Consider the following 24,920-nt stretch of genomic DNA (forward strand, 5'->3'; position numbering starts at 1 on the left):
ACCACCGTAGGTTTTCGCCAGAACGGTAGTGATGGCAGCGGTCAGGGTAGTTTTACCATGGTCAACGTGGCCGATAGTACCGACGTTGACGTGCGGTTTTGTACGTTCAAATTTTTCTTTAGACACGGCTATATTCCTTACTAGTGTGCTCTCCCCATCCGGAGAGAGCACGGGATCATTGTGTTAAACCCTGCGGCTTATTTACCACGGGCTTCGATTACGGCCTGAGCAACGTTATTCGGCGCTTCAGCGTACTTCAGGAACTCCATGGAGTAAGAAGCACGACCCTGAGTCTGGGAACGCAGGTCAGTTGCATAACCAAACATTTCAGACAGCGGAACCTGCGCACGAACAGTCTTACCAGTTGCAGTATCATCCATACCTTCGATCATACCGCGACGACGGTTCAGGTCACCGATTACGTCACCCATGTAGTCTTCCGGGGTTTCCACTTCAACCTTCATGATCGGCTCAAGCAGAACCGGCTTCGCTTTCTTAAAGCCTTCTTTAAAGGCGATAGACGCAGCCAGTTTAAACGCCAGCTCAGAGGAGTCAACGTCATGGTAAGAACCGTAGTGCAGACGAACACCGATATCCACTACCGGGTAACCGGCCAGAGGACCAGATTTCAGCTGCTCCTGGATACCTTTATCAACCGCCGGGATGTATTCACCCGGGATCACGCCGCCTTTAATATCGTTGACGAACTCGTAGCCCGGGCCGCCAGGCTGCAGCGGGTACATGTCGATAACGACATCACCGTACTGACCACGACCACCAGACTGTTTGGCGTGTTTACCCTGGATATCCTTAACGGTATCGCGGATAGTTTCACGGTAAGCAACCTGCGGTTTACCGACGTTCGCTTCAACGTTGAACTCACGCTTCATACGGTCAACGATGATTTCAAGGTGCAGTTCACCCATACCAGCGATGATGGTCTGGTTAGATTCTTCGTCAGTCCAAACGCGGAAAGACGGGTCTTCTTTAGCCAGACGGCCCAGAGCGATACCCATTTTTTCCTGGTCCGCTTTGGTTTTCGGCTCAACGGCGATAGAGATTACCGGCTCAGGGAATTCCATACGCTCCAGGATGATCGGCGCGTTCGGATCGCACAGGGTATCCCCGGTGGTCACGTCTTTCAGACCGATCGCCGCAGCGATGTCGCCTGCGCGAACTTCTTTGATCTCTTCACGCTTGTTGGCGTGCATCTGTACGATACGGCCAAAACGCTCGCGCGCAGATTTCACTGAGTTCAGTACGGTGTCGCCGGAGTTAACCACACCAGAGTACACGCGGAAGAAGGTTAGGTTACCCACGAACGGGTCAGTAGCGATTTTGAACGCCAGCGCCGCAAACGGCTCTTTGTCGTCAGAATGACGCTCAGCCGGGGTATCTTTACCGTCATCCAGAATACCTTTGATCGCCGGTACATCAACCGGAGACGGCAGATAATCAACAACAGCATCCAGCATTGCCTGAACACCTTTGTTCTTGAACGCAGAACCACAGGTTACCAGGATGATTTCGTTGTTCAGCACGCGCTGACGCAGTGCTTGTTTGATCTCTTCCTCGGTCAGCTCTTCGCCGCCCAGGTATTTTTCCATCAGCTCTTCAGATGCTTCAGCTGCGGATTCGATCAGATTCTGGTGCCATTCTTCAGCCAGATCCTGCATGTCAGCCGGGATGTCTTCATAAGTGAAGGTCACGCCTGCATCAGCTTCATTCCAGTTGATGGCTTTCATTTTCACCAGGTCAACAACACCGGTGAAAGCGTCTTCAGCACCAATCGCCAGCTGCAGCGGAACCGGGTTCGCGCCCAGACGGGTTTTGATCTGACCAACAACCTTCAGGAAGTTCGCACCCATACGGTCCATTTTGTTAACGAACGCGATACGCGGTACGTGGTATTTGTTAGCCTGACGCCATACGGTCTCAGACTGCGGCTGAACACCACCAACTGCGCAGTAAACCATTACCGCACCGTCGAGTACACGCATGGAACGTTCTACTTCGATGGTGAAGTCAACGTGCCCTGGGGTGTCGATGATGTTGATACGATGCGGTTCATACTGCTTAGCCATACCTGACCAGAATGCGGTAGTCGCAGCGGAGGTAATAGTAATACCACGCTCCTGCTCCTGCTCCATCCAGTCCATGGTTGCGGCGCCGTCATGAACTTCACCGAGTTTATGGTTTACACCGGTGTAGAACAGAATACGTTCGGTAGTAGTGGTTTTACCGGCGTCGATGTGCGCACTGATACCGATATTACGGTAGCGTGCAATGGGTGTTGTACGAGCCATTTGATTCCTCTATATCCTGGGACGTTCAAGTTAAGTTACCCAGTACGGGCGGCTTACTGAAGCGCCCGTCTGGTTGACTAACACTACGAAGGGATTACCAACGGTAGTGAGCGAACGCCTTGTTGGCTTCGGCCATACGGTGAACGTCTTCACGTTTCTTAACCGCAGTACCTTTGTTGTCTGCAGCGTCAGAGAGTTCGTTCGCCAGGCGCAAAGCCATGGATTTATCACCGCGTTTACGAGCAGCTTCAACGATCCAACGCATTGCCAGCGCATTACGACGGACCGGACGGACTTCAACTGGTACCTGATAAGTAGAACCACCAACGCGGCGAGACTTAACTTCGACAGTCGGGCGCACGTTTTCGAGGGCTACTTCGAAAGCTTCCAGTTCAGATTTACCAGAGCGCTGAGCCAGGGTCTCCAGCGCGCTGTATACGATAGCTTCTGCAGTAGATTTTTTACCATCTACCATCAGGATATTTACAAATTTAGCCAGCAGTTCAGATCCGAACTTCGGATCCGGCAGAATTTTACGCTGACCAATGACGCGACGACGTGGCATGGAAATACTCCGTTGTTAATTCAGGATTGTCCAAAACTCTACGAGTTTAGTTTGACATTAAAGTTAAAACGTTTGGCCTTACTTAACGGAGAACCATTAAGCCTTAGGACGCTTCACGCCATACTTGGAGCGAGCCTGCTTACGGTCTTTAACACCAGAGCAGTCCAGCGCACCACGAACGGTGTGGTAACGCACACCCGGGAGGTCCTTAACACGACCGCCACGGATCAGGATCACGGAGTGCTCCTGCAGGTTGTGACCTTCACCGCCGATGTAGGAGGTGACTTCAAAACCGTTAGTCAGACGCACACGGCAAACTTTACGCAGTGCGGAGTTCGGTTTTTTCGGAGTGGTGGTATATACACGAGTACATACACCACGTTTTTGCGGGCATGCTTCCAGCGCCGGCACGTTGCTCTTTGCAACTTTGCGCGCGCGCGGTTTGCGTACCAGCTGGTTAACTGTTGCCATTAAATAGCTCCTGGTTTTTGCTTCGTAAACACGTAATAAAACGGCCTCATATAATATGAGGACGCGGAATTTTAGGGCTGACCCGAAAAGGTGTCAAGAAATATACAGCGATTTCGCTTTTACCAGGACATCTGGCTGGTATGTTTCACCGTCAGGGTAACGAAATCAGTATAGCTGACCTGCCTGATATCGGATGAAATTTGAGCAGCGAGTCCGCGAGCCCGCACATCATCCATCAGAACAGAAAGCGATATAGGGGCGCCGCGTAATAATTCAAGGGGAGCAGAGCCGGAAAGGGCCGCCAGCACACCATCCTGAATCAGCAGGACATCATCGCCGGGAGCAAGCATGCGTAACAACGCGGCCAAATCGGTTTGCCAGGGCGAACGGCTGAGTGTATGCAGCATAGAACCTCAGAAAGTCAGCAAAACATCATATTCCGCCAGGCGCTCGCGTAATACCTGCGGCTCCATCGGCAGAGCATCAATAACAAAGCTCCCCGGCTTCGCGGCCAGTCCCCGTTCGCGCAACGATGCGGCGCATATCATGATGTCGTTGATATCATACAGCGGCAGAATGCGAAATGTGGCGATATAGTCCCGGGAGAGAATCGCCTGCGGCTGCTGCCCTGACAGAATCTGAAAGACTCCGTCGCCGATAAAAAAAACGCCCGGCGCTTCACACAGCGCCGACGCCGCCAGCAGCGCATCAAGCCCTTCCCTGCCGGCGGATGAGCCATGAGGGGCGGAAGTGAAAACTACAGCCAGTCGTTTCATTAAAACTGTACCACTCTGTCGCAGGTTAATGCAGCTTCCGCCAGCGATCCCAGACCACTGAGCGTAAACCCGGCCTGCAGGTTACTGCCCGGTAACCCGGCTAGCTGCGCTTCCTGCGCATCCGTCACCCCGCGTCGCAGCGCCGCCGCCACACAGATATGAAGCGCCACCTGATGCTGCTCGTGCAGTTGCTGCCAGGCGCGCACCAGATCGAATTCATCGCTGGCGGGCGCGGTAAGCTGATTGGCGTTATACACCCCTTCGCGATAGAAAAAGACTGAAGCCAGCGTATGTCCCTGCGCAATCAGTGCCTTAGCGAACTGCAGTGCGCTACTGGCCTGCTGGGTGCCATAAGCGGGGCCGGTCACCATCAGGGCAAAACGCATTAGCGCTCCTGGCCCTGAAAGTCGCCGCTCTTAAACTGGCGGATGTAGAGATAGACGGTATGTTTGGAAATATTCAGCCTGTCCGCCACCTGGTTAATGGCGTCTTTAATGTCAAAAATCCCTTTTTCATACAGATTAAGAACAATCTGGCGATTCTTGGCATTGTTGGAGACGTTGCGGTCAGCATTCACTTCTTCAATGGTAAACTCCAGGGTCTGCGTCACCAGGTCTTCCACCGATGAAGCAAAGTTAACGGAAGAAGGCACTTCCTGATCCTGGGTCTCCGGCGGCACAAACGTGCTGACTATCTGTGAGAACGGCACATCAAGGTTCATATTAATGCACAACAGGCCCACAACGCGCTGCTCACGGTTGCGGATGGCGATGGTGACGGACTTCATCAGCACGCCGCTCTTCGCCCGGGTAAAATAGCAGCGCGAAACGCTACTGTCGGCACCGGTCATATCGTGCAGCATCCGCAGCGCCAGATCGGTGATCGGCGAGCCGATTTTACGCCCGGTATGTTCACCGTTGGCGATACGAATTGCCGAACATTTCAGATCCTGCAGCGAATGCAGCACGATCTCGCAGTGCGGGCCAATCAGCATTGCCAGCCCATCCACAACGGCTTCGTAAGACTTCAGTATTTCGAAATCAGAGGGTTCAAACGGACGCTGATCCAGTAAATCAAGCTCGCTGGTTTCGTTAGTTAAAAGCGAATTGGACATGAAAAAATACCACCCTCTAAACAGAGCCTGTCGTTTTTTTTCGTTGTCAGGGCAGACTCATCACTCATTATTGATGTGCGAAATGCGAAACAATATACCCCGGGCACCGGACTGATGAAAGGCGACAACTACATGAATTCCCGGGAGTCTATTAGTTTTATCCCAGCTTCGCAGGCGCGAATTGCCGATTCTGGAAACTGAAGGGTATACAGCGTAAAGCGTGTTTTCCAGTTTTAATTATATTCTGATTCAGACAAAATCGCCGCCCATTGGGCGGCGATAATAACGCAGGGGATTATTTCTTATCCGCCGCGTCGGCTTTGGCGTCAGCCGCGCCGGCTTCAGCGGCAGCTTCCGGCTTCTCATCAGCCTTCGGCGCCGGTTTGATATCCAGCAGTTCTACGTCAAACACCAGTGTGGAGTTAGCCGGGATACCCGGAACGCCGGTTTTACCGTAGGCCAGCTCCGGCGGGATAACCAGTTTGATCTTACCGCCTTTCTTGATGTGCTTCAGACCTTCGGTCCAGCCCGGGATGACGCCATCCAGACGGAAGGAAAGCGGCTCGCCGCGGGTATACGAGTTGTCGAACTCTTTACCATCAATCAGGGTGCCTTTGTAGTTCACCACCACGGTATCGGTATCTTTCGGCACTTCGCCGCTACCTTCTTTCTCTACCTGGTACAGCAGGCCGGTAGACGTGGTTTTCACGTTTTTCTCTTTGGCGAAGGTGTCGCGGTAAGCTTTGCCTTTTTCAGCATTTTCTTTGGCATCTTTCTCCATTTTCTCCTGGGCCGCGGTCTTCACGCGCGCTTCAAAGGTCTGGAGGGTCTGCTCAATATCCTGATCGGAAAGCTTGCTCTTATCGCCGAAAGCATCCTGCACGCCGGCAATCAGCTGGTCTTTATCCAGTTTAATCCCCAGTTTTTCCTGTTCTTTCAGGGAGTTTTCCATATAACGACCCAGGGATGCCCCCAGTGCGTACGCTGCTTTCTGATCATCATTTTTAAATGCGGAGGAGCTTTCCTGCGCCGGCGCGGCCTCTTTTTTAGCAGCATCGGCGGCAGAAGCCAGCGGTGCATTGAAGGCGACAGCCATGGCGCTAGCCAGCAGCGTTACTTTAAACAGTGATTTCATCCATTTTCTCCAGGGCCGGGGCCTCTCACCCCAGGGTTAATAACAAGTTGAACGCCTTACTATAGCGTTTCGCAAGAAATCTATACACAAAATCATTCAGGTTACAATCGGGGCTCCTGGCGCAAACGCCGACCATCAGAATGCAGCCTGTAAGAATAACGTGTATACACAATCTCCCGCACCAATATGAAGTCTAATTCAGACTATTTTTGTGTGAATTAGTTTCTATCCATCTCACAGTCTCTCTGCAAAACAGGGGAATTTTCAGTAAAATCCTACCCCCGCTTCCTTTGCGGGCCTAAACCACCGGAGACCGACCATGCAGCACAAATCAACCGAGGACCGCCTGGCAGAGCTTGAAAGCCGCCTGGCCTTTCAGGAAATTACCATCGAAGAGTTAAACCAGACGGTAACCGCCCATGAACTCGAAATGGCGAAGCTGCGCGAACATTTACGGCTTCTGGTGGAAAAGATGAAAGCCAGTCAGCCTTCGTTAGTGGCTTCTCAGGCGGAAGAAACGCCGCCGCCCCACTACTGACAGATAGCAAAAAGGCGTGCAATGCACGCCTTTTTCATCAAAACCACCCGGACAGTGATTAGTGGCAGCCGCAGCCGCCGTTACCGCCACAACCGCCTTTACCGTGCTCATGGTCGTGACCATGGCCGTGTCCGCCGCAGCAACCTTCGTGATCGTGATGATGGTGATCGTGTTCACCGTGAACGTGGCCGTGAGCCAGCTCTTCTGCAGTCGCTTCGCGGATCGCCACGACTTCAACGTGGAAATTGAGGTTCTGGCCAGCCAGCATATGGTTACCGTCAACCACGACGTGGTCATCTTCCACAGCGGTGATTTCTACCGGTACCGGCCCCTGGTCGGTTTCCGCCAGGAAACGCATCCCTACCTGCAGTTCATCAACGCCCATAAAGACGTCTTTCGGTACACGCTGCACCAGGTTTTCATCATACTGACCGTAGGCATCGTTAGCGGTAACGTTCACATCAAACTTATCGCCGACTTCATGGCCTTCCAGCGCTTTTTCCAGCCCTGAAATCAGGGAGCCGTGACCATGCAGATAGTCCAGCGGCGCACTCACCGGAGACTCATCAACTAACACACCATCTTCTGTACGTACCTGATAGGCCAGGCTGACCACCAGGTCTTTTGCAACTTTCATGATATCTCCTGAGCGAGGGAAAAAACTGGCGCAGATTGTAGCCGAAATCTGCGCCCGTGTACCCCTTAGCTTAAAAAAACCTGCCCCATCCCGCTAGTCCGGATGAAAAATCCCTATAACTTGTTCATCTTTGCGAACGTGCTCGCGGGCCTGTTTATCTGCTTCGCGCATCTGATGGCCGCATTTAACGCATTCAACAACATCAATATTATTCTCCCGCCACATGGCGAGAGTATCTCGTGCCTGGCACTGTGGGCAGACTGCCCCGGCAATAAAACGTTTACGCACTGACATCGCTCCCCTTAATTGCATACCAGCACCATCATACGATGTCTGATAGCTATTCAAACTCATCCCAACCGTCGGGCTGGCGGCGCTCTTTTTGCATCTCGCGCTGGAAAATTTCTTCCAGCTCACGCCGGGCTTCTCTGACCCGGGAAATCTGCGCCGTGTCGCTGTGTACCGGCATCAGCTCGCGCAGCATCCGCATATCCAGTCGTTTAAAATGTAACTGCGCACGATGCGCCTGGTGTGGATGCATGCCCAGCGACATCAGCGCCTTGCGCCCCAGTTCCAGCGCGCTGGCGAAGGTTTCACGGGAAAATTGTTTCACGCCGGCCTGCAGCAACTCATGGGCTTCAACCCGTCCACGCGCCCGGGCGAGGATCTCCAGGTGGCCAAAGTGCTGCTGGCAAAGGTTGACAATCTTCATGGTATCTTCCGGCTCATTACAGGTAATGACTATCGATTTCGCCGCCCCGGCGCCGGCGGAGCGCAACAGCTCAAGCTCGGTGGCATCGCCGTAATAAACTTTATAGCCGTATTTGCGCATCAGATTCACCGCGCTGATGTCCCGCTCCAGCACTGTAATCCGCATCTGATTGGCCATCAGCAGGCGCCCAATCACCTGCCCGAAACGGCCAAACCCGACAATAATCACCTGCGGCTGATCGTCTTCCACCCACGGCGCTTCATCGCCCTCTTCCGGGGCGTTAAAGCGCTTTATCAGCAGCAGATCGATGGCTTTCATCACCAGCGGCGTGGTCATCATCGACAGCGTCACCGTCACCAACAACAGCGCCATCTGGTCGCCTTTAAACAGCCGTTGTGACGAGGCCAGCGAGAACAGCACAAAGGCAAATTCACCGCCCTGGCTGAGTACCCCGGCAAACTGCAGACGTTCCGCGGTACGTAGTCCATACACTCGCGATAACAGCCAGAGGATCAGGCTTTTCACCACCACCAGCGCCGCAACGCCAATTACCACCTCCGGCAGATGGGTATAAAGCACCCCGAGATTAAGCGCCATCCCGACCGAGATAAAAAACAGCCCCAGCAGCAGTCCTTTAAAAGGCTCAATCGCGGTTTCCAGCTCGTGGCGATATTCGCTCTCCGCTAACAGTACGCCGGCAATAAAGGTGCCCAGCGCCATAGAAAGCCCCAGCGCATCCATAAACAGCGCGGCGCCCAGCACCAACAGCAGCGTCGCGGCGGTGAACACCTCACGTACGCCGGACCCGGCGATAAAGCGAAATACCGGACGCAGCAGATATCGACCGCCGATAAGCATACCGGCGAAGGCCAGCACTTTCAGACCGATTTTAATCCAGTCCGGGTGCTCGTCGCCATTGCCAGCCAGCAACGGTACCATCGCCAGCGCCGGAATCACCGCCAGGTCCTGAAATAGCAATACCGAAAAACCCAGTTGCCCCGCCTCGCTGCGATTCATACCCTTTTCACGCATGATCTGCAGCGCCATCGCCGTTGAGGACATCGCCAGGCCAACGCCGCCCACCACCGCGGCCTGCCAGGAAAACTGCGCCAGCAACAACAATCCCCCCAGCACGGCGGCGCTGACAATCACCTGCGCGGCGCCGACGCCAAAGATAGAACGCCGCAGTTGCCACAGCTTTGCGGGATTGAGCTCCAGGCCAATAATGAACATCAGAAACACCACCCCAAGCTCGGAGAAGTGCAGAATTTCATCAACATCGCTGATAAACCCCAGTCCCCAAGGGCCAATCGCCATCCCCGCCAGCAGGTAACCCAGCACCGCGCCAATCTTTAGTCGCGCCGCCAGCGGCACCGCCAGTACGGCGGCGAACAGAAACAGTACGCCGGCTAATAACAGATCGGAGCCTTCCATCAGCGTCCTCCCTGACCCAGCGGAGAGGCCAGCCATTCACCCCACGCCCGGGCGTGATTCTCCAGCATCTCCCGGGACTGGCGGCGCGCCTGGTAGACTATCACCGGAGTCAGCCAGTGCATCCGGCACATCGCCGCCGTCAACTCGAACGGACGCAGGATTTCAGTCAGCGGATAGCGATTCTGCCCGTCGCTACGGTAGGCGCTCTCCGGCTCACCGGTAGTGATCATGCTGCGCCAGTATTTTCCCGCCAGTTGATTACCCCCCGGGCCGCTGGCGAACTCCCGGCTCAGCACCCGGTCCATCCACTCTTTAAGCAGCGCCGGGCAACTCCAGGTATACAAAGGGTGCTGAAAGACAATCACCTCATGGGCGCGCAACAGTTCCTGTTCATGTTGAATATCGATAAAAAAGTCAGGATAGCAGCCGTACAGGTCGTGTACTGTCACATTCGGCAGTCGCCAGGCAGGCTGTAGTAGAACCTGATTGGCTACTGAATCCTGAAATTCCGGATGGGCATACAGCAGCAGAACATTAGGCGGCTGTGACATCATTCCCCTCCAGGGCGTCGTCAGAGAAAGTTTTTTGGGCTACCATGCAGCGCGACGCTCAGCGGCGTCGTACTACGTTACCCGATTATAATGACAATTTAACATATTCTATACATACGGCGCGTTATGATTGTTTTCTCTTCATTACAAATTCGTCGCGGTATCCGGGTATTACTGGATAACGCCACGGCCACCATTAACCCCGGTCAGAAAGTGGGCCTGGTGGGTAAAAACGGCTGCGGAAAATCCACCCTGCTGTCGCTCCTGAAAAATGAGATCAGCGCCGATGGCGGAAACGTCACTTTTCCCGGCACCTGGCAACTCGCCTGGGTGAATCAGGAAACCCCGGCCCTGGACGTTCCGGCCATTGAGTATGTGATTGACGGGGATCGTGAATATCGCCGCCTTGAGCAGGAACTACAGCAAGCCAACGAGCGCAACGATGGCCACGCCATCGCCACCCTGCACGGCCAACTGGACGCCATCGACGCCTGGACGATTCGCGCCCGGGCCGCCACTCTGCTGCACGGATTGGGGTTCAGCAATGAACAGCTGGCGCGGCCGGTAAGCGATTTTTCCGGCGGCTGGCGTATGCGCCTTAACCTCGCCCAGGCCCTGCTTTGCCGTTCCGACCTGCTACTGCTCGACGAACCGACTAACCACCTCGATCTCGACGCCGTAATCTGGCTGGAAAAGTGGCTCAAAAGTTATCCCGGCACCCTGATTCTGATCTCCCACGACCGGGACTTCCTTGACCCTATCGTCGATAAGATCCTGCATATTGAGCAGCAAAGTCTGTTTGAATATACCGGCAACTACAGCTCTTTCGAGCTACAGCGCGCCACCCGGCTGGCGCAACAACAGGCGATGTACGAAAGTCAGCAGTTGAAAGTCGCCCACCTGCAAAGCTATATCGATCGTTTCCGGGCCAAGGCCACCAAGGCAAAACAGGCCCAGAGCCGTATCAAAATGCTGGAACGCATGGAACTGATCGCGCCGGCTCATGTGGACAATCCGTTCCACTTCAGCTTTCGGGCGCCGGAAAGCCTGCCCAACCCGCTGCTGAAAATGGAAAAAGTCAGTGCCGGCTATGGCGCGCGTAGGGTGCTGGAATCCATTAAGCTGAATCTGGTGCCCGGTTCGCGTATCGGGCTGCTGGGGCGTAACGGCGCCGGTAAATCCACGCTAATCAAGCTGCTGGCCGGCGAACTCCAGCCGCTGCACGGTGAAATCGGCCTGGCGAAGGGGATCAAACTGGGTTACTTCGCTCAGCACCAACTGGAATATCTGCGCGCCGACGAATCTCCGCTCCAGCACCTGTCCCGGCTGGCTCCCCAGGAGCTGGAACAGAAACTGCGCGACTACCTCGGCGGTTTCGGCTTCCAGGGCGATAAGGTTAACGAAGCCACCGGGCGGTTTTCCGGCGGCGAAAAGGCGCGCCTCGTGCTGGCGCTGGTTGTCTGGCAGCGTCCCAACCTGCTGCTGCTTGACGAACCCACTAACCACCTCGATCTGGACATGCGCCAGGCGCTGACGGAAGCCCTTATTGATTTCGACGGCGCCCTGGTGGTGGTCTCCCACGACCGCCATTTGCTGCGTTCAACCACTGACGATCTCTACCTGGTACACGGTGGCAAAGTCGAGCCCTTCGATGGCGATCTGGAAGATTACCAGCAGTGGCTGAGCGATCTGCAAAAGCAGGAGAGCCAGCCGCAGGAGGCGGCCCGGGACAATACCAACAGCGCCCAGGCGCGCAAAGACCAGAAACGCCGTGAGGCGGAGCTGCGTTCGCGTACTCAGCCACTGCGTAAAGAGATAACCAGGCTGGAAACGCAGATGGAAAAACTCAATACCCGGCTGGAAGAGGTCGAAAATCAGCTTTCCGACAGCGCCATCTATGAGCCGCAGCGCAAAGCTGAAATGACGGAGTGCCTGCAGGTCCAGGCCAAAACCAGGGGCGAGCTGGAAGAGTGCGAAATGGCCTGGCTGGCCGCTCAGGAAGAGCTGGAACAGATGATGCAGCAGGAATAAACCGACACCCGGGGAGCCGCAACTCCCCGGTTGTTTCACGCCTGATTTGCCAGACGCTGGCGAATCGTCTCCAGCGAATCGACGCCATATAGCTTACCGTCCAGAAAACGGGTCTTCAGTTCCCCCTGCTGCTCCTGGCGCGGTGTTTGCTGATCAAACAGTTGCAACTCCCCCCGGGCGTTACGCGCCACCCGTAGCAATCCCCGCGCCGAACGCTTTAACCCATTATCCGTTTTCGGCGCTTTATAGATAACCCGCTCTGCGTCGTTAACCACGCCCCAGGTGGCCTTCATGGCAAATCCGAAGGTATCGCGGGTGTGATACTGGTAGGTAAAAGAGCCGACGCCAAATACCACATTCGAACTGGCGAATCCCTTTGCCGCCAGGCGACGCAAAATCTCATCAGCGCGCTCCAGGGTAATTGAGTCGCCGTAGATCAGCCCGACATGCGGGTCGAGAACTTTATAGCCTTTCTCATTCACTGTACCGCCAAAAATTTCCCACAGCACCTCGACGGAACCTTTCTCCTGCGCGCTGCGCTGCGGCCGGGTATCGTCCGCCGCCGCGGTACCGCAGAGAATATCCGCCGGATCGCCGCTGTCCGGGCGAAAGACCACTCGCCCCTCGCGCCCGAGAATGGCGGCTTTCAGCTCGCGGGTATAGCGGGTCAGTACCTGCCAGTAATCCCAGGTATCCGAGACAATCGACACAAACCCACGCGGATGAACCTCCGCGATCAGGCGCCGAAAAGTCTCGATCTCGGTTTCCTGCTGCCCCATACACATCACACTATGCTCAGTGGCCGGAATACTGGCGCCAATAAAAGTTTCATCACCCTGCTGAGTGTAGTAATTCCGGGCGTACAGCAGTGATGGAATGCTGTCAGTCCCTTTGAAACTCAGCAAATGGCCGCAGCCAGCCTGCGCCGCATCGTGGAGTCCGGACATACCGCGGAACGAAAAGTCATGGCACTGAAAATCCAGATGCGTCATATCGTTACAGGTTATGTCTGCCCAGCGCTCGCATATTCGCCGGTAGTGATGGGCAATAGTGGCATTGGTAGAGGCTTTCCACAGCTCCGCGCACAGAACCGACTCCAGATAGTTAACCAACCAAAAAAATTCATCGCGGGTATTAGTGATGGTCAGTACCGGTATTTGCATCGGCACTTTACTTCCCTCATCCAGCGCTTTGATATGCAACGGCAAATACCCGAGGCGGTGCAGCGCGCGAATATGGTCCACCGTTACCGTGCCGCGGCCGAGATAACCGTCCATCAACCGCTGGTACTCACCCGCCACCTCTTCTTGTGGGCGGGCGAAAAACCCCTCATGAAACAGATCCACCAGCAGCCAGCGCAGTACGCCCTGTAAACCAAAGAAAACCAGTTTTCCATCCGCCACCGGTGAGGAAAAATAGCGGTCGCTGCGCGGTGTCAGATTGGAATAGATTCGGGTAGTCCCTTGCGGGTACTGCTCGCGGTGGGAGACTTTATAGCCGTCAATCGCCAGAACAGGATTCATTTTCATTTTTATCTCCCTTGTGCGCGATAAATCGCATCAATACCAATCAGTTCTACCTGCGGATGGCGCGGCGCTGCAGCGCTCAGCGACGTGGTGGTGTAGATAGTGTCGATACCCTGAGTCAGCAAATGATCCACACCTTTTGAGAACAGCCCGTGCGTCACATAAAGGCTGACGCTATGAGCGCCGGCGTCGCGCAGCACCCGGGCTGAGCCGATAAATGTACCGCCGCCGTCGCACAGATCATCGACAATCAACACATCGCGTCCGGCCACCTCTCCCGCCAGTAGCCTGAATCCGCTCAGATTACCGGTCGCGATATCACGCTGCTTGGTCATGATGGCGTACTCCGCGGCCCCGCTCTCCCGGGCCACATCGTGGATTTTCTTCAGCGCGCCGGCGTCCGGCGCCACCGGCAGCAACCGCCCTTTGCCCAACGCGGCCCGCAGTCCCGGGTGCTGCAACAAACATTGCTGCTGAGGAATCGCCACCAGTCTGTCAATCGCCGCCGCCGCGGCTTCACTATGTGGATCCAGTACTATAACGCGATGAAAATTCAGCATGTTCAGGTGCTGAGCAAAAACCCGTAGCGCAAAGCTGTCGCCCGGGCACATATGTCTATCCTGACGGGCGTAGGGCAGCCAGGGGAGTTCCAGATGGCGGACGCCCACATCACAGCCGTGGCTGACCGCCTCCACCAGTTGCGCCAGCAGCATAAAGTCATTCATATCGCGCAGCGCCGTCGCCCGAACCCGCATCAGTCGTGCGCGCAATGGCAGCGCCTGCGCCACCCGCAGCCACACAGCGCCATCCGGAAATATTCCATGTTCAATATTTATCGCCTGCTCATCCAGATATAGTTCCAGTTTTCCGTTCATCACTCGCCCCATTTATGTCCCTTAGACATAATTAATATTGTCCATGAGACATAATTTGGCAAACATAAAATTGTCTATGAGACAATATTTGATGTTATCGCTTTGATAATCGGGGAAAAATAGTTAACCGCTTGTTGCTTTTTACCAGGCTGGTACACTCAGGTAGCCTGTATCAGCCGTGAGTAAGCCATGATTTCCGAAGCGGAGTACCTGAAAAACTACGACGCCAGCCGTTTTCCCGCCCCGTTGGTTACCGTGGATAGCGTGCTGTTCACCCTGCACCAGGGCGCGCTGTGCGTACTGATGGTTAAGCGGGCCAGCCAGCCCCAACAGGGGCGTTGGGGGCTGCCTGGGGGATTCATAGATATTGCCCGGGACACCTCCACCCGCGCCACGGCGCTGCGCAAACTGACGGAAAAGACCGGCGTCTCCCCGTCCTGGCTTGAGCAACTGGATACGTTCTCCGGTCCGCAGCGCGATCCGCGCGGCTGGAGTCTGACCGTTGCCTGGTATGCGCTCATCGCCTGGGCGGACTGTGCGCCGCATATCGCCAGCGTCAGCGATGCCCGGTGGATAGCCGTCAGCGAGCTGGAAAAGATCGAACTGGCCTTTGACCACGGCGCGATTATTCAGGCCGCGCTACACCGTCTGCGCCAGAAGACCATGTATTCCCTGCTCCCGGCCTATTGCCTGCCGGAAACGTTTACCCAGTCGCAGCTTCAGGAGGCCACCGAGATTATTCTCGGTCAGTCAATCCAGCGTAAAAGCCTGATCCGCCGTTTCGAAGCCTCGGGAATGTTTGAAGAAACCGGGGAAAGCGTGGCGACCGGGGCGCGCAAGGCGCGTCTGTGGCGGCGTAAACCGAATGTCGATATCCACCTGTTTTCACGCAATTTGCTGGCGGATTAGTACTTCGCCGCCAGGAGCCGGTCAAAACCGGTATAATCATTAGCATGCAAATTAAATAACACTGACCATGTCCGATATCATCTCCTCTGAATACAGCGCCGGTAACGGCAGCAGCGCCGATTTCATCCCCCTGCCCGGCGCCCGCAATCCGCATCTGCAGACCATGCTGCCGCGGATCATTCGCCGTCGGCTGAAATTCACTCCGCACTGGCAGCGACTGGACATGCCCGACGGTGATTTCGTCGATCTGGCCTGGAGTGAAGATCCTGCGCTGGCGCGCCATAAACCGCGGCTGGTCGTGTTTCATGGCCTGGAAGGCAGTCTGCTCAGCCCATACGCCCACGGTCTGATAGAGGCGGCCCGCCAGCGCGGCTGGCTGGGAGTGGTGATGCACTTTCGCGGTTGTAGCGGTATTCCCAATCGTAAATACCGTATCTATCACTCGGGGGAAACAGAGGACGCCAGCTACTTCCTGACATGGATGACGCAACGTTATGGCGCAGCTCCCACCGCGGCAGTCGGCTTTTCGCTGGGCGGCAATATGCTGGCCTGCCTGATGGCCGCTCAGGGAGAACAATGTTCGCTGGCGGCCGGGGTAGTGGTCTCTGCGCCGCTGATGCTTGAAGCCTGTAGCTACCATATGGACAAAGGCTTTTCACGTTTCTATCAGCACTATCTGCTCAACCTGCTGAAGGGGAACGCCACCCGGAAGCTGCAGGCCTACCCGGGTTCGCTGCCCATCGGGCTGGCGCAACTGAGAAAAGTACGCCGCATTCGTGAGTTCGATGACCTGATCACCGCCAGAATCCACGGTTTTGCCGACGCCCTGGACTACTATCGGCGCTGCAGCGCCCTGCCGGTACTGCCGGGCGTGGCGAAACCGATGCTGATCATCCACGCCAAAGACGATCCTTTCATGGATCATAATGTGATTCCCGATCCGCAGCATCTGCCGGATAACATTGAATACCAGTTAACAGAGCATGGCGGCCACGTCGGTTTTGTCGGCGGTAGCTGGCGCCATCCGCAAATGTGGCTGGAACAGCGCATACCGGACTGGCTGACGGCCCGGCTGGAGAAATAACATGATTATTCCCTGGCAGGACATCGCCCCGGAGACTCTTGATAATCTGATCGAATCCTTTGTATTACGCGAAGGCACCGATTATGGCGAACAGGAGCGCAGCCTGGAACAGAAGGTAGAAGACGTAAAGCGCCAGTTACAGAGCGGAGACGCGGTGCTGGTGTGGTCTGAATTGCATGAAACAGTCAATATCATGCCGCGTACCTCGTTTCGCGGCTGAGGTTTTGGGAATGAATCACCGACTATACTGCTGAATACGATCAAAAAACCACGCGCTATTCAGTAAGTTGCCATTTGCTAACCCAGGAGTTGTCATCTTATGTCTGCCAAACATCCGGTTATCGCCGTCACCGGCTCCAGCGGAGCGGGGACCACCACCACCAGCCTGGCGTTCCGCAAAATTTTCGCACAACTGAATCTCCACGCCGCCGAAGTGGAAGGGGACAGCTTCCATCGCTATACCCGTCCGGAGATGGACATGGCGATTCGCAAAGCCCGGGATCTGGGGCGCCACATCAGCTACTTTGGGCCGGACGCCAACGACTTTGGCCTGCTGGAGCAGACCTTTGCCGAATATGGCCACAGCGGCACCGGCAAATCGCGCAAATACCTCCATACTTATGATGAAGCGGTGCCCTGGAATCAGGTACCGGGCACCTTTACCCCCTGGCAGTCGCTGCCGGAACCCACCGACGTCCTGTTTTACGAAGGACTGCACGGCGGAGTGGTAACCAAACAGCATAATGTGGCGCAGCATGTGGATCTGCTGGTCGGGGTGGTGCCGATCGTCAACCTGGAGTGGATCCAGAAGATGATCCGCGACACCAGCGAGCGCGGCCACTCCCGGGAAGCGGTGATGGACTCGGTTGTGCGCTCCATGGAGGACTATATCACCTACCTCACGCCGCAATTCTCGCGCACCCATATCAACTTCCAGCGCGTTCCCACTGTGGATACCTCCAACCCTTTCGCCGCCAAAGGCATCCCCTCTCTCGACGAAAGCTTTGTGGTGATCCACTTCCGCAATCTGGAAAATATCGACTACCCCTGGCTGCTGGCGATGCTCCAGGGATCATTCATTTCTCACATGAATACTCTGGTGGTACCGGGCGGGAAAATGGGGCTGGCGATGGAGCTGATCATGACGCCGCTGGTGCAGCACCTGATGGAAGGCCGCGCGATTGGCTAATCAGGGCGGCCTGAACCTGATAATACTCAGTTCCTGCCGCGGAGCTGGCGCAAAAGCGGCGGGTAGCTAATCCTACTTTTCACCGCTTAACGCCAGGGCCCTGAAACCAGAGGTTTTCAGGACTCCGGCAACAACTTTGACGGCAAATCACGTCGCCTTTCAGCCCTATAGCTCAATAACTTCATAAGAATGGGTAATGTTTACCGATTTGCCCAACATTAGCGCCACAGAACAATACTTCTCGGCAGACAGGTCTACAGCCCTGGCGACGGCATTATCTTTCAGCGCCTTACCGGAAACCACAAAGTGCAGATTAATATGGGTAAACAAACGCGGCGCTTCTTCGCGGCGCTCCGAGGTCAGTTTGACCTCGCAATCTTTCACGTCATAGCGCCCTTTTTGCAGTATCGACACCACATCAATGGCGCTACAGCCCCCGGCGGCCATCAGCACCATTTCCATCGGGCTTGGCGCTTTATCTCCGGAGTTGCCATCCATCAGGATCTGGTGCCCGGAAGCTGATTCACCAAGGAATGTCAGCCCTTCCACCCATTTCACTCTCGCCTGCATGTTGTACGCTCCTTATGCGAATATTTTTCCCCAGAGTAAGCTGCGGAAACAAAAGTCGCAACAGAAGGAGACTTGAATCAAACTGAAACGAGACACCAGGAGACATGGGCGCAAAGCTATGCTAAAACAAACCTGATGCAGCAAAGATACATTCACATCATGCATGTATCAGCGGGACATCACAATTTAAGGCTACAGATGTGCTGATAGTCATACCCCAGGGTGGGGAAATTTTTCACGATTGCAACCCCAGAGACGGGAAAACGCGCCCTCTCTTTGGCGTCCGTTTACAACAGAGGATAATAGCGCATGGTGCTTGGCAAACCGCAAACAGACCCGACTCTCGAATGGTTCTTGTCCCATTGCCACATTCATAAGTATCCATCGAAGAGCACGCTCATTCACCAGGGTGAGAAAGCGGAAACGTTGTATTACATCGTAAAAGGCTCCGTTGCCGTCCTGATCAAGGACGAGGAAGGAAAAGAGATGATCCTTTCTTACCTTAACCAGGGGGATTTCATCGGTGAACTGGGCCTGTTTGAAGAAGGCCAGGAACGCAGCGCCTGGGTGCGCGCTAAAACGGCCTGTGAAGTCGCTGAAATCTCATACAAAAAATTCCGTCAGCTAATTCAGGTTAACCCGGATATTCTGATGCGCCTCTCTGCGCAGATGGCGCGTCGTCTGCAGGTCACGTCCGAGAAAGTCGGCAACCTGGCATTCCTTGATGTGACCGGCCGTATCGCGCAAACGCTGCTGAACCTGGCAAAACAGCCAGACGCCATGACACACCCGGACGGTATGCAAATCAAAATCACCCGTCAGGAGATCGGCCAGATCGTTGGTTGCTCCCGTGAAACCGTTGGCCGTATTCTGAAAATGCTGGAAGATCAAAACCTGATCTCCGCCCACGGTAAAACCATCGTCGTCTACGGAACCCGTTAATTCCGTTGCAATACGGCGTGTTGCCTTTCGGGTAGCGCGCCGTTTTTGTCTCTGATGTCAGAGATTATGTGGCGCCGACTGATTTACCACCCGGAGGTTAACTACGCACTGCGGCAAACGCTGGTACTTTGCCTGCCTGTCGCTGTCGGTATGCTGCTGGGCCACCTCCAGCAGGGGTTATTATTCTCTCTGGTCCCCGCCTGTTGCAATATCGCCGGTCTTGATACCCCCCATAAACGTTTTTTCAAACGCCTGATCGTTGGTGGCGCGCTGTTCGCCTTCAGCAGCTTCTGCGTCCAGTCGCTATTAGAGCACAGTGTGCCATTACCATTGATGATGTTTGGTATGGCGCTGTTACTCGGCGTGACGGCGGAAATCAGCGCCCTGCACGCCCGCCTGCTGCCGGCGGCGTTGATTGCGGCGATTTTTACGCTCAGCCTCGCCGGCAATATGCCACCGCAACAGCCGATGCTACTGTATATCTGCGGCACCCTCTGGTACGGGCTGTTCAACTGGTTCTGGTTCTGGCTGTGGAAAGAGCAGCCGTTGCGCGAATCCCTGAGCCTGCTGTACCGACAACTGGCGGACTACTGCGAAGCTAAATACAGCCTGCTCACTCAACATACTGACCCGGAAAGCGCGCTGCCGCCGCTGCTAACCCGTCAGCAGAAAGTGGTGGACATGATCAGCGTCTGCTACCAACAACTGCATATGCTGTCCACCTCCAGGCAACAGGGTTATCAGCGGCTGCTGCGCGCTTTTCAGGTGGCGCTGGATCTCCAGGAACATATTTCCGTTAGCCTCCACCAGCCGGAGGAGGTTCAGAAACTGGTGGAGCAAAGCCACGCCGAAGCGGTGATTCGCTGGAACGCGCAGACCATTTCCGCTCGCCTGCGGGTACTGGCGGACGACATTCTCTATCATCGCTATCCGCGCCGTTTTACCATGGACAAACCGATCGGCGCCCTCGAAAAGATCGCCCGTCAGCATCCGGATAATCCGGTGGGGCAGTTCTGCCATTACCACTTCAGCCGTATTGCCCGGGTTTTACGCACCCAGCGCCCGCTGTACCGCCGCGATCTGATGGCCGATCGCGAGCGTCGTCTGCCGCTGATTCCGGCGCTGCGCAGTTATCTGTCGCTGAAGTCCGCCGCGCTGCGCAACGCCTCCCGCACCGGCCTGATGCTGGCCACCGCCAGCCTGCTGGGGGCGGCGCTACAACTGCCGAAGCCGTACTGGATCCTGATGACCGTCATGTTTGTCACTCAGAATGGCTATAGCGCCACCCGGGTACGTATTCTGCACCGGGCGGGCGGCACCATGGCGGGCCTGCTGATCGCCGGCGCCACGCTCCACTTCCACGTTCCACAGAGCTACACCCTGAGCGCGATGCTGTTGATTACCCTGGTAAGCTATTTGATTATTCGCAAGAACTACGGTTGGGCGACGATTGGCTTTACGGTGACAGCGGTTTATACCCTGCAACTGTTGTCTCTGAACGGTGAAGAGCTACTGTTGCCCCGGCTGATGGATACTCTGATTGGCTGTCTAATCGCCTTCGGCGGCACCGTCTGGCTGTGGCCCCAGTGGCAGAGCGGGCTGCTGCGCCAGAACGCCCACGACGCGCTGGAAACCGATCAGGATGCGATCCGCCTGATACTGAGCAACGATCCACAGCCCGAACCGCTGGCTTACCAACGAATGCGCGTCAATCAGGCCCATAATGCGCTGTATAACTCACTTAACCAGGCAATGCAGGAGCCGGGCTTTAACAACCACTATCTGGCGGACATGAAACTCTGGGTGACCCATAGCCAGTTTATCGTCGAGCATATCAACGCGATGACAACCCTGGCCAGGGAGCATGAGATGCTGACGCCAGACCTGGCGCAGCGATACTTACAATCCTGCGAAATCGCCCTCCAGCGCTGCCAGCAGCGACTGGAGTACGATGGGCCGGGGGAGACCCACGACGCCAATATTCTCGAAGCCGAAGAGCAACCGCCCTCAGGGCCTCTGAGCACCATGGAACAACACCTGCGGCGTATTCTCGGCCACCTGAACACCATGCACACCATCTCGTCGGTCGCCTGGCGCCAGCGCCCCCACCATGGTTCCTGGCTCAACCGCCGCCTGCGGCGGCGAACGTCAGAATCACGGGATTAACCTTTAACCACCCGCGCCGCCGCCCGGGCAAAACGCTCCATCCCGGCGTGAATATCAGCCTCTTCGACCACCAGCGACGGAGCAAAGCGCATGACGTCCGGTCCGGCGTTCAATACCATCACCCCTTCCGCCGCCGCCGCGTGCAGCAAACCGCTGGCCCGACCGCGATACTGCGGTTTTAATTCGGCGCCAATCAGCAGCCCCATCCCGCGGATATCGCTGAACAGATCAAGCTGCCGATCAATCTGACGCAAATGTTCAACAAACAATTCCCGCTTCGCCTGTACGCCGCTCAGTACCTGCGGAGTATTGATGATATCGAATGCCGCGCCAGCCACCGCGCAGGCCAACGGGTTGCCGCCGTAGGTAGAACCGTGGGAACCGGCGTGAAACGCCGCGGCGACTTGCGCAGTGGTCAACATCGCGCTTATCGGGAAACCGCCGCCCAACGCCTTGGCGCTGGTGAGGATGTCCGGCGTGACGCCATAGTGCATATAAGAGAAGAGCTTGCCGATACGCCCCATACCACACTGCACTTCATCAAATACCAGTAGCGCCTGGTGCCGATCGCACAGCTCGCGCAGCCCGGTGAGAAATTCCGGCGTAGCCGCCGTGACGCCGCCTTCCCCCTGAATCGGCTCCACCACCACCGCACAGGTATGGTCGTCGATCACCGCTTTGACAGCGTGGAGATCGTTAAAGGGAACATGGACAATGTCGGCCGGCTTGGGACCGAAACCATCGGAGTACTTCGGCTGCCCGCCGACCGAAACGGTAAACAGCGAGCGGCCGTGAAACGCATTATGGAAAGCAATGATCTTGGTTTTATACGGGCTGTGGCGGGTCACCGCGTAATGGCGCGCCAGTTTGAACGCTGTTTCGTTTGCCTCGGTACCGGAGTTCATGAACACCACACGTTCGGCAAAGGTGGCATCAATAATTTTGCGCGCCAACCGCAGAGCCGGTTCATTGGTGAACACATTACTGGTGTGCCACAGGGTTTCCCCCTGGGTTTTCAGCGCCCCGACCAGCGCCGGATGGCAGTGCCCCAGCGCCGTTACCGCGATACCGCCGGCAAAATCGACATACTCTTTGCCCTGCTGATCCCACACCCGACTGCCCTTGCCTTTTACCGGGATAAATTCCGCCGGTGCATAAATCGGCAGAATGACCTCATCAAAGGTATCCCGGGTAATTGCTGATTGTTCACTTGCCATTTATATCCCATCCCTTACTGCGCCAACGCATTCAGTGAAAATATAATCACAAAATATGCATAAAAAATCACAGCATGGCAATAGCAAATCAGCGCCGTAGAAAATTATTCAGCAGCGCGTGCCCCTGTTCGCTGAGAATACTTTCCGGGTGGAACTGCACCCCTTCCAGATCCCAGCGCCGGTGGCGAATGCCCATGATTTCACGGCTATCGCTCCACGCCGTTACCTCAAACGCATCCGGCAAGGTTTGCGGATCGATAACCAGCGAATGATAGCGGGTGACCGTCAGCGGGTTATTCAGACCGCTGAACACCCCCACCCCGGTATGGCGAATAGCCGACGTTTTACCATGCATCACCTTCTCTGCCCGTACGATACGCGCGCCAAACGCCTGGGCTATCGCCTGGTGCCCAAGACAAACGCCTAACAGCGGCAGTTGCCCGGCAAAGCGGCGGATCGTCTGCAGAGATATTCCGGCCTCATTCGGCGTACAGGGGCCAGGAGAGATAACGATTTTCCGCGGCGCCAGCGCTTCAATGTCGCTCAGCGTCAGCTCATCATTGCGTTTTACCACAACCCCGGCGCCCAGTTCGCAAAAGTACTGGTACAGATTCCAGGTAAAGGAGTCATAGTTGTCAATCAGCAATACCATTTCTTTCATCCACACCCTGTTGAGCGATCGCCAGCGCCCAAGGGTATCATTTTCTGCTGCGGATCACGGTAACCGAATCGCCGCCGATACCCCAGTTATCCATTTCAACCTCGTCAATAACCACCACAGTGGTGGCTGGATTTTTATTCAGCACCCGGGCCAACAGTTCGGTTACCCCCCTGATGAGCTCACTTTTTTGTTCTGCCGTCGGCGCTTCTGTGCCGCCAGTCACTTTAATATTAACGTATGGCATAGTGTTATCCTGATAATTAACAGTGGGTTAAGATTTACGTAAGCGCAACAACAGGGCTGCCGCAATGAAAAGGCTGAGCGCAGCCAGCGCAAACGCCATAGAAAATCCCTGCCCGTCGGCGAGACTCCCGGCGACCAGCGGACCAATAATTTGCCCGACGCCATACAGGGCCGTCATGGTGGCGACCGTTTGGGCGCTGGGGCGGCCGCTTAGCGTTACTCCATATTGCAGCGACAGCACGGTGATACCCATAAAGGTTCCCCCGAGCAGCAGGCCTGCGCTCAAAGCGGCAACCATTGAGTCGGACAACACCGGTAGCAGCGCGCCAAGCCCCTGGAGCACGAACGCCAGTATCAACATTCGCGCGTATCCCTTACCGGCCGCATAGCGCCACAGCGGCGTACTGAGCGCGGCGGCGCAGCCGGTCACCACCCAAGCCAGCCGGGCGGTTTCCGGCGACTGCGTGGTAGTCTGGATCAGCGATACCAGGAAGGTCGCGCCAATGATATAGCCGAAACCTTCAAGGAAATAGCTGACCAGCAATATACGGTAGCGGCGCTGCGGGCGATCGGCGCCCTGCGTCACGCCGGGTTCCGCGGCCAGGCGAACCTCCGGCGCCAGGTTACGTCCCGGATGTAACGCGACAGCGGCAAAAAGCGTCAGCGGCAGGCAAAACGCCGCCAGAGCGAGCCATATCGCCTCCGGGCCGCCGGCCTGGGGCAGTAAACCCGCGGCGGCGCCTCCCAGCGCGATCCCCACCCCCACGCCGCTGTATAAAACGCCGGCCAGCGCCGGACGACGGAGTGCGGCCAGAGTATCGAGCACAATGGAAGAACAGAGTACAAAGCAGGCGCCGGAGGCGAATCCCCCGGCAAAGCGCAGCGCACACCACCATAGCGGTGTCGATGCCAGTCCCATGGCCGCCGTGGTCGCCAGACTCACCCCTGACAGCAGCACAAACCCAAGGTAGCGGCTCAACCCCGGCTTTGCCCTGCGCACAGCGAGTACGCCAGCCAGATACCCGGCGTAATTCCAGGCAGCGATGGCGCCGGCAATGTCTTCGCCAAATCCCCAGTCCGCCATCATATCCGGCAGCAGCGCGGTATAAGCAAAGCGGCCAATCCCCATCACAACCGCCAGCCCGCACAGCCCTCCGAGGGTGGAAATGATGCCATTGCCATAGCCGGATGCCGGGACGGACATAGTTACAGCGTTTTTTGATCTCAACACCCGCTTCTCCGCTTTTCAGGGGGTCATTCATCAGCCA

Annotated in this window: 28 protein-coding genes; 8 read left to right on the plus strand and 20 right to left on the minus strand. The window is 56.0% G+C overall.

Features of this window, described 5'->3' with window-relative positions; all coding sequences use genetic code 11:
* From AQ981_RS25660 to fkpA, 9 genes are all read right to left on the minus strand, one after another.
* Positions 1-126: GTP-binding protein (locus AQ981_RS25660; protein WP_000031650.1), on the minus strand; the 126-nt coding region annotated here is incomplete at its 3' end.
* A gap of 71 nt (positions 127-197) precedes the next feature.
* Positions 198-2,306: an elongation factor G gene (fusA, locus tag AQ981_RS03250; RefSeq protein ID WP_058910337.1), complete on the minus strand. Its 2,109-nt coding sequence runs from the start codon at positions 2,304-2,306 to the stop codon at positions 198-200.
* A gap of 94 nt (positions 2,307-2,400) precedes the next feature.
* Positions 2,401-2,871 (minus strand): 30S ribosomal protein S7, encoded by a 471-nt coding sequence (gene rpsG / locus AQ981_RS03255; RefSeq protein WP_024558557.1) that lies wholly within the window; start codon positions 2,869-2,871, stop codon positions 2,401-2,403.
* A 96-nt stretch (positions 2,872-2,967) separates the two neighbouring features.
* Positions 2,968-3,342, minus strand: a complete 375-nt coding sequence (rpsL, locus tag AQ981_RS03260) for a 30S ribosomal protein S12 (protein ID WP_000246815.1) — start codon at positions 3,340-3,342, stop codon at positions 2,968-2,970.
* 119 nt (positions 3,343-3,461) lie between these two features.
* Complete coding sequence (gene tusB / locus AQ981_RS03265; protein ID WP_058910338.1) at positions 3,462-3,749, minus strand: sulfurtransferase complex subunit TusB; 288 nt, start codon at positions 3,747-3,749, stop codon at positions 3,462-3,464.
* Between the two features lie 6 nt (positions 3,750-3,755).
* Positions 3,756-4,118: a sulfurtransferase complex subunit TusC gene (gene tusC, locus AQ981_RS03270; RefSeq protein ID WP_058910339.1), complete on the minus strand. Its 363-nt coding sequence runs from the start codon at positions 4,116-4,118 to the stop codon at positions 3,756-3,758.
* Positions 4,118-4,504: a sulfurtransferase complex subunit TusD gene (tusD, locus tag AQ981_RS03275; protein WP_058910340.1), complete on the minus strand. Its 387-nt coding sequence runs from the start codon at positions 4,502-4,504 to the stop codon at positions 4,118-4,120. Before tusD ends, tusC begins: the two co-directional genes overlap by 1 nt.
* A complete protein-coding gene (locus AQ981_RS03280; RefSeq protein ID WP_058910341.1) occupies positions 4,504-5,232 on the minus strand; it encodes a helix-turn-helix transcriptional regulator in 729 nt (242 codons plus the stop codon). The genes tusD and AQ981_RS03280 overlap by 1 nt, the downstream gene beginning before the upstream one ends.
* Before the next feature lie 295 nt (positions 5,233-5,527).
* Positions 5,528-6,367, minus strand: a complete 840-nt coding sequence (gene fkpA, locus AQ981_RS03285; protein ID WP_058910342.1) for an FKBP-type peptidyl-prolyl cis-trans isomerase — start codon at positions 6,365-6,367, stop codon at positions 5,528-5,530.
* A 319-nt stretch (positions 6,368-6,686) separates the two neighbouring features.
* Between fkpA and AQ981_RS03290 the strand changes: the two genes are divergently transcribed.
* Positions 6,687-6,905, plus strand: coding sequence for a protein SlyX (locus tag AQ981_RS03290; protein ID WP_058910343.1), 219 nt, complete (start codon positions 6,687-6,689; stop codon positions 6,903-6,905).
* A 58-nt stretch (positions 6,906-6,963) separates the two neighbouring features.
* On the opposite strand, the gene slyD is transcribed toward AQ981_RS03290, so the two are convergent.
* The 4 genes from slyD to kefG all read right to left on the minus strand — a co-directional run bounded on the left by slyD (position 6,964) and on the right by kefG (position 10,242).
* Positions 6,964-7,542, minus strand: a complete 579-nt coding sequence (gene slyD / locus AQ981_RS03295) for a peptidylprolyl isomerase (protein ID WP_058910344.1) — start codon at positions 7,540-7,542, stop codon at positions 6,964-6,966.
* Between the two features lie 93 nt (positions 7,543-7,635).
* Entirely contained in the window at positions 7,636-7,836 is a 201-nt protein-coding gene (locus tag AQ981_RS25665; RefSeq protein ID WP_071608793.1) for a YheV family putative zinc ribbon protein, read from the minus strand.
* A 46-nt stretch (positions 7,837-7,882) separates the two neighbouring features.
* Positions 7,883-9,688 (minus strand): glutathione-regulated potassium-efflux system protein KefB, encoded by a 1,806-nt coding sequence (gene kefB, locus AQ981_RS03305; protein WP_058910346.1) that lies wholly within the window; start codon positions 9,686-9,688, stop codon positions 7,883-7,885.
* Positions 9,688-10,242, minus strand: coding sequence for a glutathione-regulated potassium-efflux system ancillary protein KefG (gene kefG / locus AQ981_RS03310; protein ID WP_058910347.1), 555 nt, complete (start codon positions 10,240-10,242; stop codon positions 9,688-9,690). Before kefG ends, kefB begins: the two co-directional genes overlap by 1 nt.
* Positions 10,243-10,365: 123 nt before the next feature.
* On the opposite strand from kefG, the gene AQ981_RS03315 reads away from it, so the two are divergent.
* A complete protein-coding gene (locus AQ981_RS03315; RefSeq protein ID WP_058910348.1) occupies positions 10,366-12,270 on the plus strand; it encodes an ABC transporter ATP-binding protein in 1,905 nt (634 codons plus the stop codon).
* A gap of 35 nt (positions 12,271-12,305) precedes the next feature.
* Here the strand turns inward: AQ981_RS03315 and AQ981_RS03320 are convergent, their stop codons facing one another.
* Together AQ981_RS03320 and prs are read right to left on the minus strand one after the other, a co-directional pair.
* A complete protein-coding gene (locus AQ981_RS03320; protein WP_058910349.1) occupies positions 12,306-13,799 on the minus strand; it encodes a nicotinate phosphoribosyltransferase in 1,494 nt (497 codons plus the stop codon).
* Between the two features lie 2 nt (positions 13,800-13,801).
* Positions 13,802-14,671, minus strand: a complete 870-nt coding sequence (prs, locus tag AQ981_RS03325) for a ribose-phosphate diphosphokinase (RefSeq protein ID WP_058910749.1) — start codon at positions 14,669-14,671, stop codon at positions 13,802-13,804.
* A gap of 189 nt (positions 14,672-14,860) precedes the next feature.
* Between prs and AQ981_RS03330 the strand changes: the two genes are divergently transcribed.
* From AQ981_RS03330 to AQ981_RS03345, 4 genes are all read left to right on the plus strand, one after another.
* Entirely contained in the window at positions 14,861-15,580 is a 720-nt protein-coding gene (locus AQ981_RS03330) for an NUDIX hydrolase (RefSeq protein ID WP_058910350.1), read from the plus strand.
* Positions 15,581-15,647: 67 nt separating this feature from the next.
* Positions 15,648-16,664, plus strand: a complete 1,017-nt coding sequence (locus AQ981_RS03335) for a hydrolase (protein ID WP_058910351.1) — start codon at positions 15,648-15,650, stop codon at positions 16,662-16,664.
* A gap of 1 nt (position 16,665) precedes the next feature.
* On the plus strand, positions 16,666-16,884 hold the full coding sequence (locus tag AQ981_RS03340) for a YheU family protein (protein WP_058910352.1): 219 nt from the start codon (positions 16,666-16,668) through the stop codon (positions 16,882-16,884).
* Between the two features lie 99 nt (positions 16,885-16,983).
* Positions 16,984-17,853: a phosphoribulokinase gene (locus tag AQ981_RS03345; RefSeq protein WP_058910353.1), complete on the plus strand. Its 870-nt coding sequence runs from the start codon at positions 16,984-16,986 to the stop codon at positions 17,851-17,853.
* A gap of 165 nt (positions 17,854-18,018) precedes the next feature.
* Here the strand turns inward: AQ981_RS03345 and AQ981_RS03350 are convergent, their stop codons facing one another.
* Positions 18,019-18,423, minus strand: coding sequence for an OsmC family protein (locus tag AQ981_RS03350; protein WP_058910354.1), 405 nt, complete (start codon positions 18,421-18,423; stop codon positions 18,019-18,021).
* Between the two features lie 309 nt (positions 18,424-18,732).
* Between AQ981_RS03350 and crp the strand changes: the two genes are divergently transcribed.
* Entirely contained in the window at positions 18,733-19,365 is a 633-nt protein-coding gene (gene crp, locus AQ981_RS03355; RefSeq protein ID WP_000242755.1) for a cAMP-activated global transcriptional regulator CRP, read from the plus strand.
* A gap of 66 nt (positions 19,366-19,431) precedes the next feature.
* A complete protein-coding gene (locus AQ981_RS03360; RefSeq protein ID WP_058910355.1) occupies positions 19,432-21,531 on the plus strand; it encodes a YccS/YhfK family putative transporter in 2,100 nt (699 codons plus the stop codon).
* On the opposite strand, the gene argD is transcribed toward AQ981_RS03360, so the two are convergent.
* From argD to AQ981_RS03380, 4 genes are all read right to left on the minus strand, one after another.
* On the minus strand, positions 21,528-22,748 hold the full coding sequence (argD, locus tag AQ981_RS03365) for a bifunctional acetylornithine/succinyldiaminopimelate transaminase (protein ID WP_058910356.1): 1,221 nt from the start codon (positions 22,746-22,748) through the stop codon (positions 21,528-21,530). The two genes, AQ981_RS03360 and argD, sit on opposite strands and share 4 nt — an antisense overlap.
* A gap of 88 nt (positions 22,749-22,836) precedes the next feature.
* Positions 22,837-23,400, minus strand: coding sequence for an aminodeoxychorismate synthase component 2 (pabA, locus tag AQ981_RS03370; RefSeq protein WP_058910750.1), 564 nt, complete (start codon positions 23,398-23,400; stop codon positions 22,837-22,839).
* A 46-nt stretch (positions 23,401-23,446) separates the two neighbouring features.
* Positions 23,447-23,653, minus strand: coding sequence for a tautomerase family protein (locus AQ981_RS03375; RefSeq protein ID WP_058910357.1), 207 nt, complete (start codon positions 23,651-23,653; stop codon positions 23,447-23,449).
* 27 nt (positions 23,654-23,680) lie between these two features.
* Positions 23,681-24,856 (minus strand): YbfB/YjiJ family MFS transporter, encoded by a 1,176-nt coding sequence (locus AQ981_RS03380; RefSeq protein WP_058910358.1) that lies wholly within the window; start codon positions 24,854-24,856, stop codon positions 23,681-23,683.
* Between the last annotated feature and the right edge of the window lie 64 nt (positions 24,857-24,920).

It is taken from the genome of Entomohabitans teleogrylli, assembly GCF_001484765.1.
Lineage (GTDB): Bacteria > Pseudomonadota > Gammaproteobacteria > Enterobacterales > Enterobacteriaceae > Entomohabitans > Entomohabitans teleogrylli.